This is a genomic window from Gemella taiwanensis (assembly GCF_054054385.1).
Window position 1 is genome coordinate 97,366 of sequence record NZ_JBSMTL010000005.1, and the last position, 13,161, is coordinate 110,526.

The window sequence follows — 13,161 nt, forward strand, 5'->3', positions numbered from 1 at the left end:
TTTAATTTAAATATCTTTTACATTACGGAGGTACAATATGGAAAAAGGTCATTATCTTTTCCATTCTATCTGTAGATGGAGTAAAATTTAAGATTAAAATTTTACAAAATAAAAAAGAAGATGAGTAAAAACTCATTTGGAGGATAGAAAATGGAAAACAAATTTACATTTTTTGAGAAATTTATTATGATTTCTACAAAAGAAACATTATTATTTTTAGTAGTACTTTTTGCGTTATTTTACTTAATGTATTATTTAGCAAAAAAAAGAGTTAGTTCTTCAAAAAGAACGTTATTATCAACAGCAATAGGTTTACTTCTAGGGATTGGTATACAAGCATATTCAGGATTTAGTGATGAACCGATGAAGATTAAATATGTTTCTGAAACAACTACATGGTATTCATTATTTGGGAATGGATTTATTGATTTAATTAAAATGTTAATCGTACCATTAGTATTAGTTTCAATTATCAATGTAATTGTAAATATTAATGCTAATACTGATGTTAAAAAATTAACAAGATTAACACTGATTATTACATTAGGAATGGTTGCAATAAGCTCTATAGTTGGTTTTGTAGTTTCTGCAGTATTTAAACTTGGAAGTAGTTCTATTGTTTTAGGTAATGGGGATAGTAAAATTAAAGAAGTAAAAAATGTTGTTACAATTATTCGAGAATTAATTCCTTCAAATCCTATTAAAGCAATGGTTGACTTTAATGTAATTGGTGTAGTAATTTTTGCGATGTTTATCGGACTAGCTGCAAGATATATTCAAAATAAAGATGAAAGTAAAGTAAAAACTTTCATAGACTATATTGCTAATTTACATGCTATTGTATCTCGAATGACAGTACTAATAATTAGATTATTACCTTATGCTGTAATCCCGTTACTAGCTAACACAATTGCACAAAGAGGATTAAAATCAATTAAAGATGTATTATTATTTATCGGATTATTATATGTAGCAGTAGTAATTCAATTTGTAATTCAAGGATTATTCTTATTACTACATGGTGTTTCACCTGTTACATATTTTAAAAAAGCAAGTAAGCCATTAGTTTTAGCATTTACTTCACGTTCAAGTGCGGGTACATTACCTTTAACTATTAATACTTTAACTAAAGAAATGGGAGTTAATCAGTCAACAGCAAACTTTGTTGCTTCGTTCTCTTCTACAGCGGGAATGCAAGGATGTGCTGGTATTTATCCAACAATGTTAGTAGTATTTTTAGCTAATGCAAATGGAATAACAATTGATGCAACATTATTTATTATGACTGTTATTGTAGTAACATTAGGTTCTGTAGGTATCGCAGGGGTTCCTGGTACAGCAATTACAGCTGCCTCAGTTTCAGTTAACGGAGTAGGTTTTGGAGCATTATTCAATCAAATTAACCCAATTTTAGCAGTTGACCCAATTTTAGATATGGGACGTACTTGCTTAAATGTTAGTGGTGGTATGACAAACTCAATAATGGTTGATAAACACTTAGGTTTATTTAATAAAGATAAATTTTATGAGTTTGATAAAGTAACAGAATAAATAATTTAAATCGTAGTACGAAAGTGCTACGATTTTTTTATGAACATAGGTATATTATTAGTGTTTTTCTTCTCGATATGATAATATTATAAAGGTAAAAATTTAGTAATATATCAAAATTTTGGTCAAAGCATTATTTTGCAATTACGTTAAAATATATGGAGGTACTATGACTGAATTTTTAAAAGAATATGATGTTATTGTAATTGGAGGAGGACATGCCGGAATTGAGGCAGCACATGCTTCAAGTAGAAAAGGTGTTAAAACTCTAATGATTACAATTAATTTAGATACTATTGGGTTTATGCCGTGTAATCCGAGTGTGGGTGGACCGGCAAAAGGAATTGTTGTACGTGAAGTAGATGCACTTGGTGGTCTAATGGGACGAGTAGCTGATAAGACTAATATTCAAAGTAAAATGTTAAATACAGCAAAAGGGCCAGCAGTTCGTGCACTAAGAATGCAATCTGATAAAGTTGAGTATCAATTAGAGATGAAGAGAATTTTAGAAGATACTCCAAATTTAGATATTGAGCAAGCAATGGTACGTGAACTTATTATTGAAGATAATAAAGTAGTTGGATTAAGAACTATGCTTGGAACAGCGTATAAAGCAAAAACAATTATTATAACTACAGGTACATATTTACGTGGTGAAATTGTAATTGGAGATATTAAATATTCTTCTGGACCAAATCATCAAATGCCATCTATCGATCTTGCGAAACAATTAGAAGAATTAGGATTTGACTTAGTTAGGTTTAAAACTGGGACACCACCAAGGGTTAATGCGGATAGTGTAGATTTTTCTAAAACAGCAATTCAACCAGGTGATGAAGAAGAACATGCATTTAGTTATGAAACTAAAGAATTTGTTAAAGATCAAGTACCATGTTGGTTAACTTATACAAATTCAACAACACATGAAATTATCGATAAGAACTTAGGGCGTTCAGCTATGTATTCTGGAGTGATTAAAGGAACAGGACCAAGATATTGTCCAAGTATTGAAGACAAATATGTTCGTTTTAACGATAAGGAAAGACATCAACTTTTCTTAGAACCAGAAGGTAGAAATACGAAAGAAATATATGTACAAGGTCTGTCTACTTCGTTACCAGATGATGTTCAACGTGACATGGTACATAGTATTGCTGGTCTTGAAAATGCAGTAATTATGCGTAATGGGTATGCGATTGAATACGATGCAGTAAATCCAACAACACTATGGCCAACATTGGAAACAAAATTAATTGACGGGTTATTTACTGCGGGTCAAATTAATGGTACGAGTGGTTATGAAGAAGCAGCAGGTCAAGGTATTATGGCTGGAATAAACGCCGCTTGTAAAGTGCTTGGTGAAGAGCCGATGATTCTAGGTCGTGATGAAGCATATATTGGAGTTCTTATTGATGACCTAGTAACAAAAGGAACAAATGAGCCATATAGACTTTTAACTTCAAGAGCAGAACATAGATTATTATTACGTCATGACAATGCTGATATGCGTTTAACTGAAAAAGCTTATAACTACGGTTTAGTAACTAAAGAGAGATATAATAAATTCTGTGAAAAACGTAAGATGGTTGCTGACGAAATTGAAAGACTTAAAACTTTCAGAATAACTCCAACAGCTGCTACTCTAGAAAAACTAGCAGAATTAAATAGTGCGGAAATTCGTGACGGTATTTTGGCGATTGATATGCTAAGACGCCCAGAATTAAGCCATGCAAATGTTCTATATTTAGCTAATGATGATACAGTTCTTCCTAAAGATGTAGTAGAGCAAGTTGAAATCGAAGTTAAATATGAAGGTTATATTAAAAAATCTCTTCAACAAGTAGAAAAACTTAAGAAGATGAATGAGATGAAAATACCTACAGATCTGAATTATGATGAAGTACCAAGTTTAGCTTTAGAAGCAAGGGAAAAACTAAAAAAAGTATTACCATTAACTATTGGTCAAGCATCTCGTATCTCAGGAGTTAATCCAGCGGATATTTCTATTTTATTAGTATATTTAGAACAACGTAGAGGAACAAACAATGAATAAAGAACAGTTTTATGCTGCAGTAAAAGAAAAGGTAGGAATAGAATTATCAGAGCTTCAAAAAGAGCAGTATAGTAAATATTATGATTTAGTAGTTGAATTGAATCAGAAGATAAATCTTACTGCTATTACCGAAGAAGATGAATTTTATACAAAACACTTTTTTGATTCAATTTCACTAGCTTTCTATAAAGATTATTCTAATATTGAAAGTATTTGTGATGTGGGAAGTGGAGCAGGATTTCCTTCAATCCCATTGAAAATATTATATCCAAATTTAAAAGTTACGATTGTTGATTCGTTAAACAAGAGAATTAAGTTCTTAAATTTAGTAAAAGATGAACTAGGACTTAGTGATTGTAATTTTGTTCATGCTAGGGCAGAAGAATTTGGACAAAATAAAGACTACAGAGAAAGTTTTGAAATCGTAACTGCTAGAGCGGTAGCAAGATTAAATGTATTAGCTGAATTGTGTTTACCGTTAGTAAAAAAAGGTGGATATTTCTTAAGTTTAAAAGCACAAAAAGCGGAAGAAGAGACGAAAGAAGCGATTAATGCAATAAAACTTCTAGGTGGAAAGTTAGAACAAGATTTAGAATTTGATATTGAAGGTGAGGAGCGTCATATTTTAGAAATAAGAAAAGCTAAAGAGACACCTAACAAATATCCTAGAAAAGCAGGTACACCGAATAAAAAACCATTATTATAGTGTAATTTTGTGATGAAATAAAAGTATTATAAAAGTAGCTAAATATCATTTTATACCTAATGATGTTAGCTGCTTTTTAATTTGTATACGCTTTACATAATAAAATAAAGAAAAAATAGATAAATTTTCAAAAAATTCTTTACTTTTGTTTGATTTTATATTATTATATTTATTATATTCATTAAAAACAAACAAAGGAGGATGTATATGACAAAATCAGTAAGGGATTTTCTTAATATTATTTTAAACGGTACAGCTTTAGGAGTTGTTGCAGGATTAATTCCAAATGCAGTTCTAAGTACATTATTTAAATATTTAGGAACATTATTTGCACCTGGATTATTCACTACATTAACTCAAGCGATGTATTTATTACAATTTGCAATTCCAGTTTTAGTAGGAGTTATTGTAGGGCAAAGTTTAAAATTTAAACCATTAGAGTCAGCAGTATTAGGAGCGACAGTCTTAGCAGCAAGTGGATCTTTAACTTTTAATGCACAAGCAAAAGCATGGACTGGGGTTCCAATGGGAGATTTATTTAACGTCATTTTAATTACAATTATTGGAGCTTTAGCAATTAACCTTGTTAAAGATAAATTCGGAGCTGTTACAATTATTTTCTTACCAATCACTGGAGGATTAGTAGCAGCGTTAGGATTAGTAACATTACCATATACTAAGAGTTTAACTAAACTTTTAGCATCGATCATTTTTGAATTTACAACATTACAACCAGTGTTAATGTGTATTTTAATAACAATGACATTTTCGTTCTTAATCGTTACACCTGTATCAACAGTTGCAATGGGATTAATACTATTTTCTAATGAAAACTATGTGGGGGCAGGAGCTGCAACATTAGGATTAGTTTCAGCAGCAGCGGTACTAGCTATCGGTACTTATAGAGCGAAAAGTAAAGGTGCTAGTGTGGCTATTATCTTAGGTGCAATCAAACTTATGATGCCAAACTGTGCACGTAAACCACAGTTACTATTAACAATTTTAACAACAGCAGCAATCACAGGACTTTCAGGATATTTCCTAAAAATTCTTGGGACACACGAGAGTGCAGGATTTGGCATTATCGGTTTAATCGGACCTTCTAAATCATACGCAATGAATAATGGTAACTTATTACCAGTGTTATTGGCATTCTTCGTAATTCCATTTACAGTTGCATTTTTAGCAGATAGATTTTATTCTGATGTATTGAAATTATATAAGAAAGATGCATATAAACCAGAAAATCTATAATTTATAGTATATAAAAAATAACTTAACAAATTCGTTTTTTAAGAGATGTTTTTGTTAGGTTATTTTAATTATTTATATTGATTTGATAACACATTGACAAAGTTATTTTATAGTTATAAAATTAAGGTAGAATACGCTTTAAGGAGATTAATTATGAAAATATTATTTGCAGGAGCAGGAGCTCTTGGTTCAAGATTTGGGTATATGTTATTTAAAAATAATGAAGATGTAACATTTGTAGATTCTTGGGAGGAACATGTAAGAAATATTACTAATAATGGATTAAAAGTTATAATTGATGAGGTGGATTTAGGTAATTATTATATACCGACATATCATCCTGATCAAGTTAGAGGAAAATATGATGTAGTTTTTGTTGCAACTAAATCTATGCAATTAAGAGCTATGCTAGAAAAAGTTAAACATTTATTTCACGATGATACTAAAATCATTTGTATTTTAAATGGTTTAGGTCATGTTGAGACTTTAAAAGATTATATAAAAGAAGAGAACATTCTTATTGGTGTAACAGTGTGGACTAGTGGACTAGGAGGTCCTGGTGTATTAAATGCTCATGGAACGGGAAAAATAGAGTTAAAACAAGTTAAAGAGATTAACTTAGATGAAACTTTGAAACTTGTAGATAGATTAAATGATGCGGGATTAAATATTAAATATTCGGCAGATACATATCAATCAATATGGCATAAAGCTGGTTTAAACTGTGTGCTAAATACTTTTTGCACACTTATTGATTGTAATATTAATCAGTATGGAAGCTATGATAAGAATTTAGAATTAACAAGAGCGGTTTTAAATGAAATTACAGCTGTAGGTAAAGCTGAAGGGATTGATATTAATCAAGATGTAATTGAAAATAATATAAAAAATTGTTTTCCTTTAGAGACTGCTGGAGCACATTATCCATCATTATATCAAGACATGAAGAATGGTCGTTTGACGGAAATAGATTATCTTAATGGAGAAATTTCAAGACTTGGAAAAATTCATAATATTCCTACACCAGTGTGTGATGTCATTACATTAATGATTCATTCTAAGGAATTTATTAATAATAATAAATAATATTAGCAATATAAAAGGGATACTAAAAGGCTCTAAGTAAAGAATTATCAATGTTTCACTTGTATTTTTCTGTTAAAAAAGGTATAATAGTTCGTATGTTCAGTTGACTATTTTTAAAATAGGAGGAAAAGATATGTCATTAGAAATTAATAATGAATATGGTCATGTTTCTATTAGTGATGATGTAATCGCATCAGTTGCAGGTGGTGCAGCTGTAAGTTGTTACGGAATTATAGGAATGGCTAGTAAAAATCAAGTTAAGGATGGAATTACAGAAATTTTACGTAAAGAAAATTACGCAAAAGGAATAGTAGTAAAAAAAGATGAAGAAAAACTTGTAATTGATTTATATATCATAGTTATGTATGGAACAAAAATTTCAGAAATAGCTAACAATGTTCAATCTTCAGTAAAATATCAAATTGAAAAAACTTTAGGTGTCAAAGTTGATGAAATCAACATTTATATTCAAGGCATCAAGGTAAATAAATAGGAGGAAAGATAGTGGAGAAAATTAACGGACTCGTTTTAGCTGAAATGATTGATTTAGGATCAAAAAATTTAGCTAAAAATGCAGAAAAAATAAACTCATTAAATGTTTTCCCTGTACCAGATGGTGATACAGGAACAAATATGAACCTTTCAATGTCATCAGGTGCTAAAGAAACAGCTGCAAATGTTGTAGAAAACATCGGTGAATTAGGTAAGTCTTTTTCTAAAGGATTATTAATGGGAGCACGTGGAAACTCAGGTGTTATCCTTTCTCAACTATTTAGAGGAATGTCTCAGCACATAGCTGATAAAAAAGAAGTTAATGCTAAAGAGTTTGCAGATGCTATTCAAAATGGTGTGAGTATTGCTTATAAAGCGATTATTAAACCAGTAGAAGGAACTATTTTAACAGTAGCTCGTGAAGCAGCGGAAGCTGGACTTAAAGCAGCTGAAAATACTACGTCAGTAGTAGAAGTAATGGAAGCAATCTATGTTGAAGCTCAAGCTTCACTAAAAAGAACTCCGGATTTATTACCAATTCTAAAAGAAGTTGGTGTAGTAGACTCAGGAGGTCAAGGGCTTGTTTGTGTATATCAAGGTTTTGTAGCTGCACTTAAAGGTGAAAAAATTGAAGGATTAGAATCTGTAGAAACTAATGTTGTTGATATGCAGTTTGAAGATGATCACGATATGGACTTTATGTCTCCAGAAGATATCGTGTATGGATTCTGTACAGAATTTACTGTTCGTCTTGATAAAGAGAAAAAAGATTTCAACGAAGATAAATTCCGTGAAGATATGAGTAAATTTGGAGATTCTCTTCTAGTTATTTCTGATAGTGAGTATGTAAAAATTCACGTTCACACAGAAACTCCAGGAGATGTATTCAATTATGGTCAACAATATGGAGAACTTATCAAGATTAAATCTGATAATATGAGAGAACAGCACCGTGAAGTTCTAAGAAAACAAGAAGCTAAACAAGCGACTACTCCAAAAGAACTAAAAGAACAAGCAATGATTTCTATCTCTATGGGAGCTGGATTAAGTAAAGTATTAACTTCTATGGGAGTTGATTATATCGTGGAAGGTGGACAAACTATGAATCCATCAACTGAAGATATAATGAAAGCAATTAAAGAAGTTAACGCTAAGAACATTTTTATCTTCCCTAATAATAAAAATATCCAACTTGCAGCAAAACAAGCTGCTGAGTTAGCTGAGGAAAATGTTTTTGTTATTGAAAGTAAAACAGCGCCTCAAGGTTTAGCTGCGGTTATGGTGTTTAATCCTCAAGCTTCAGCTGATGAAAACTTCGCTAATATGCAAGAAGTATTATCAACAGTAAGTACTCTGGAAGTAACACATGCTGTTCGTGATACTAATATCGAAGGTGTTGAAATTAAAAAAGATGAATTCATGGGAATTAAAGATGGAAAAATAGTGGTTTCTAACTTATCTCTGAATACAGTATTAGAAGAATTATTAGAAAAATCTATTGATGAAGATAAAGAAATTGTAACTCTTTACTTAGGTGAAGAAAGTACAGAAGAATATACTGATTTCTTAGAACAATTAATAGAAGAAAAATACCCTGACGTAGAAGTAGAACTTATAGAATCAGGACAACCGGTATATCCATACATTATCGGAGTTGAATAATAATTTAAATTTTTTAAAAAAGTAGCATTAGTCTAAAATAGATTAATGCTACTTTAAAGTTGGTAGATTAAAATACTTATATATTAATTATAAGTCATTAAGAAATAGATAACGATTTGAAAGGAGAAAAAATGGTTGATATAATTATTGCATTATTATTAGCTGCGGGAGCATATTTAGGATACAAACGTGGATTAATCATGCAAATATTCTATTTAGGAACAATAGTGATTGGTTATGCAGTATCTATGTTATTTAGTTCAAGATTAGCGTATTTGTTTACGAGTATGATCCCGATTCCAACAGATGTTACGGAAGGGCTTGAGGGAATATATAAAGGTCTTAATATTCCAACAGCATATTATCGTATAGTATCATTTATCGTATTATTTATTGTTATTCGATTAATAATACAAATTTTAGCTCAAACATTGGGCGTTATTAGAAAATTACCATTAATAAAAACGACTGATAGATATCTTGGTGCTATACTAGGATTCGTGGAGATTTACTTGATTGTGTTTGTAGTACTTTACCTTGTAACGGTATTGCCTGCTCCAGATTGGAAGATAGCGATATTTAAAGATTCTACATTACCAGATTATATAATTCAAAATACACCAGTATTATCAAAGCAGTTTATTAGTTTATTCTTTAATAAATAAAATTAGATTCGGGGTTCCTGAGGTGCTCCGAATTTTTTCTATTATGTGAGTAAGAAGTCGATTTTAATCAAAAGAAATTGTTTAATACTTTTATTTAGTGTATAATAGTTTGTGTTATAAAAAGATAAAGCATGTAAATATAGATTGAAGGAGTGAGATTAGATTGAATAAAATTACTCAAAAGAAAATTAATTTAGACTTAGTATTAAAAGATGTAGAAAAATACTGTTTTTCAGAGCTATCATTTGAAAAAATAAAAAATTTAGAGTATATTACAAATTTTGATAAATTAGTCGAAGTACATAAGGAGAATGAAGAGGGATATGATCTTCTTAGAAAATACCCAAACGAATTCAAATTAAAAATATTTGATTATAATTCTAGTGTTAAAAAGGCAAAAATTGATAGTGTACTGTCAGAAAAGGAACTTTTTTATATATTAAGAAATATTATAACTTATGATAGATTCTCAAGAAGATTTGAAAATATAAAATTACACGAACATTCTAATTATCCAAGTTTAACAAAATATGTTGTTAAATTAGATGATTTTAGCGATTTGGAAAGATATTTAGATAGAATAATAGATGAAGATGGATATATAAGACCAGATGCATCACTTGAATTAAAAAATATAAAAGTAAATATTTCTAAGTTGAAAAATAAGAGTGATCAGATACTAAAAAATATCCTTCGTTCAAATGTAAAAAAATTAACAGAAGCAATTGTAACAAAGAGAAATGATCGTGATGTAATTTTAGTAAAACCCGAATATAAAAATGACTTTGGCGGGATAATACATGATGAGAGTGCCTCAGGAAATACATTTTACGTTGAACCAAAAGAAAATGTAGAGATTAATAATGAAATAGGAATTCTAAAACGTAAGGAAAAAGAAGAAATTCTTAGAATACTAAAAGAAGCATCTGAAGTAATTAAAGAAAAAGCAGATGAACTTATAAATTCTCTTTGGAACTTTTCTCAAATAGAGTTTATATTTTCAAAAATGAATTTTTGTGCTAGAAATGGCTTTAATAAACAAAACATAGTAAATTCACAAGAGCTTAATCTAAAGAAAGCATATAATCCTTTAATTGATAAAGACGTAGTTGTGAAAAATGATGTTATCCTAGATAATAAAGGAAATTCACTAATAATTACTGGTCCTAATACTGGTGGTAAGACTGTAATTTTAAAGACAGTTGGATTATGTGTGTACTTATCACATCTAGGATTTTATATTCCAGCATTAGAGGAATCAACAGTTGGATTTTTTGAAGATGTATTTGTAGATGTAGGTGATGAACAGTCTATTGAAAATAACTTATCTACTTTTTCTTCTCATATGACTAATATTATTAATATACTAAATAAAACGAATAACAAGAGTTTGATACTTCTAGATGAGTTGTGTTCAGGAACAGATCCTAGTGAGGGGGCAGTACTTTCTATTGCATTACTAGAAAAATTCAAAAAAATGAATGCAACTATATTATGTACAACTCACTATCCAGAAATCAAAAATTATTGTTTTGAGTCTGAGTATTATAAAAATTCTTCAATGGAATTTGATTTTGAAAAATTAAAACCAACCTATAGATTTATTATTGGGTTACCAGGGAAGTCTAACGCGATTAATATATCAGCTAAACTAGGTTTAGAACAATCAATTATAGATGAAGCAATTTCATTATTGGAAGTAAATACAAAAGAAAATAATCTATTTATTGATAAACTTTCTGAAAGTATCAGAGAATATGATTATAAATTAGAGTATATAAATAAAACACTAGATGAGATAGATGATGTAAAACAAACTCTAGATACCAATCTACAAAAATATGAAGAGTATAGAGAAAGTTTATATAATGATTTAAGTATAGAACTTAATAGAGAGATTGAAGAGAAGAAAGCAGAAATGCTTGAGATTTATAAAGAGTTTAAAGATAGTTCTTCGTTAAAACAGCATGAAGTTAATGAATTGCTGCATACTATGGATAGAAGTAAAAATAATATTAAATTTCATAAAAAACTACAAAACCAACCTAAGTTTGACAATAGTGAAATTAGAGTTGGAGATGATGTATTAGTATTAGGTTATAATCAAAGAGCGACAGTTTTAGAAATTTCAGGAAATACGTTACAGATAAAAATGGGTGCTATGAAACTAAATATTAAGAAAAAAGAAGTTAGAAAAATAGACAGTGAACCTGAAGTGACTACTAGATACGTGAGCACAAGTAGTGTTAGCAGCAAAAAAGTAGGTATTGATATTAATGTAATAGGATTAAATACAGAAGAAGCTATAAGGGAAATAGAAGATTATATGGATAAAGTAATACTTCAAGGATATGACACATTTACTATAATACATGGTTTAGGTTCAGGTATACTTCGTAAAAATATAGGTGAATATCTAAAAAATAATAGATATGTAGCTAGCTATAGAACCGGAGGTCAAAACGAAGGTGGTATGGGAGCTACTGTAGTCGAGATGAAATAGAAAGGTTAAGTTGGATTAAATTCCAACCTAACCTTATTTTTTATATATCCAATATCTTAATGTAGTTCTAGTTTCTTCTATTATTTCATTTTCTAAAATACCACCGCATGATTCTATAGTGCGTTTTGAGGCAATATTCTTTTTATCACAGGTAATTAAGATTTTCTCTAGGCCAAGTGAAAATAAAAAATCTGCTGTATAAGATAACATCGCTTTAGCATATCCTTTTCTTCGCTGTGACTTTCTAACACTATAGCCTATATGGCCACCGAAGTTTAATAAGTAGTCATTCAGTTTATGCCTTGCGTTAATAATACCAATGATTTTATCATTATCTAAAGCGAAAAATGTATGAGCAGTGACAAAACCAGGAGTTACTGATTCTTTATATTTAGTATCTTCTGTAAATTGTACCCATTCAGGGATAGATAAATCAGTTATATTTGCTGCACCATGAATGATTTCATTATTAAGAACAAATTCTTCTTTGTAATCTGATATTTGTTCAAAAGTAACATCTTTAGGTTCTTTAAAATAAATCATAAATAATCCTCCTTGAAGTGTTTAATTATATAATATCACAATAAAATTTGATTATAAATAGCAAATAGAAAGAAATATTGAAATAAAAATGAAAAAATATGAAAATTAATGTTGACAAGTAATAAAGTTGATGATAGAATAGTAAAAGTCTTCTCAAGAAGAAGACGAACAATATAAAATTTCTAATAATTAAAAGTTAAGAAAATATAAAAAACTTCTTGATAAAAAAAAAGAAATGAAAAACTTATAAAAGTCTTGAAGAAAGACAACGCTTATTATTTCAACGAAGTAAACGATTAAAAAGTTCAAAAAAAAATATAAAAAACTTCTTGACAAACATTCAAAGAAATGATAAAATAATTAAAATCTTCTGATGGAGATAAAAAAACATTTTTAAAAAAAAGTTCTAAAAAAGACTTGACAAAGAAATTTAAAAATGTTAAAATATAAAAGTTGTTAATCGCAACGATTTGAACATTGAAAACTAAACGAATTAAGTCAACGTTAATTCCAAAAAAGGACAGTTTTAAAAAGAAACTATAAAACTTTTTAATGAGCTAATCAAGCTAACAAATTTATTTGGAGAGTTTGATCCTGGCTCAGGACGAACGCTGGCGGCGTGCCTAATACATGCAAGTCGAGCGAA

At 29.5% G+C, this 13,161-nt stretch carries 10 protein-coding genes and 1 rRNA gene; 10 read left to right on the forward strand and 1 reads right to left on the reverse strand.

Going from position 1 to position 13,161, the window contains the following annotated elements; translation table 11 throughout:
* Positions 1-150 precede the first annotated feature (150 nt).
* The 9 genes from ACWOA3_RS05570 to ACWOA3_RS05610 all read left to right on the forward strand — a co-directional run bounded on the left by ACWOA3_RS05570 (position 151) and on the right by ACWOA3_RS05610 (position 11,972).
* Positions 151-1,551, forward strand: a complete 1,401-nt coding sequence (locus ACWOA3_RS05570; protein WP_456884572.1) for a cation:dicarboxylate symporter family transporter — start codon at positions 151-153, stop codon at positions 1,549-1,551.
* Positions 1,552-1,720: 169 nt separating this feature from the next.
* The gene (gene mnmG / locus ACWOA3_RS05575) at positions 1,721-3,604 is read left to right on the forward strand and encodes a tRNA uridine-5-carboxymethylaminomethyl(34) synthesis enzyme MnmG (protein WP_003146852.1); all 1,884 of its coding nucleotides are present in this window, start codon (positions 1,721-1,723) and stop codon (positions 3,602-3,604) included.
* Complete coding sequence (rsmG, locus tag ACWOA3_RS05580) at positions 3,597-4,310, forward strand: 16S rRNA (guanine(527)-N(7))-methyltransferase RsmG (protein ID WP_456884574.1); 714 nt, start codon at positions 3,597-3,599, stop codon at positions 4,308-4,310. The genes mnmG and rsmG overlap by 8 nt, the downstream gene beginning before the upstream one ends.
* A gap of 207 nt (positions 4,311-4,517) precedes the next feature.
* A complete protein-coding gene (locus tag ACWOA3_RS05585; RefSeq protein WP_003146850.1) occupies positions 4,518-5,564 on the forward strand; it encodes a PTS transporter subunit IIC in 1,047 nt (348 codons plus the stop codon).
* 153 nt (positions 5,565-5,717) lie between these two features.
* The gene (locus tag ACWOA3_RS05590) at positions 5,718-6,650 is read left to right on the forward strand and encodes a ketopantoate reductase family protein (RefSeq protein WP_003146849.1); all 933 of its coding nucleotides are present in this window, start codon (positions 5,718-5,720) and stop codon (positions 6,648-6,650) included.
* A 133-nt stretch (positions 6,651-6,783) separates the two neighbouring features.
* On the forward strand, positions 6,784-7,143 hold the full coding sequence (locus tag ACWOA3_RS05595) for an Asp23/Gls24 family envelope stress response protein (protein WP_003146848.1): 360 nt from the start codon (positions 6,784-6,786) through the stop codon (positions 7,141-7,143).
* Positions 7,144-7,154: 11 nt separating this feature from the next.
* Complete coding sequence (locus ACWOA3_RS05600; protein WP_456884577.1) at positions 7,155-8,804, forward strand: DAK2 domain-containing protein; 1,650 nt, start codon at positions 7,155-7,157, stop codon at positions 8,802-8,804.
* A gap of 131 nt (positions 8,805-8,935) precedes the next feature.
* Positions 8,936-9,469 (forward strand): CvpA family protein, encoded by a 534-nt coding sequence (locus tag ACWOA3_RS05605; protein WP_003146845.1) that lies wholly within the window; start codon positions 8,936-8,938, stop codon positions 9,467-9,469.
* A gap of 163 nt (positions 9,470-9,632) precedes the next feature.
* Positions 9,633-11,972 carry an endonuclease MutS2 gene (locus ACWOA3_RS05610; protein ID WP_442566577.1) on the forward strand — a complete coding sequence of 780 codons (2,340 nt, stop codon included), beginning with the start codon at positions 9,633-9,635 and terminating at the stop codon, positions 11,970-11,972.
* A 33-nt stretch (positions 11,973-12,005) separates the two neighbouring features.
* Here ACWOA3_RS05610 and ACWOA3_RS05615 read toward each other — a convergent pair whose 3' ends face one another.
* Positions 12,006-12,515, reverse strand: coding sequence for a GNAT family N-acetyltransferase (locus ACWOA3_RS05615; RefSeq protein ID WP_456884580.1), 510 nt, complete (start codon positions 12,513-12,515; stop codon positions 12,006-12,008).
* A 576-nt stretch (positions 12,516-13,091) separates the two neighbouring features.
* On the opposite strand from ACWOA3_RS05615, the gene ACWOA3_RS05620 reads away from it, so the two are divergent.
* Positions 13,092-13,161: ribosomal RNA gene (locus ACWOA3_RS05620) — 16S ribosomal RNA — on the forward strand; the annotation flags it as partial.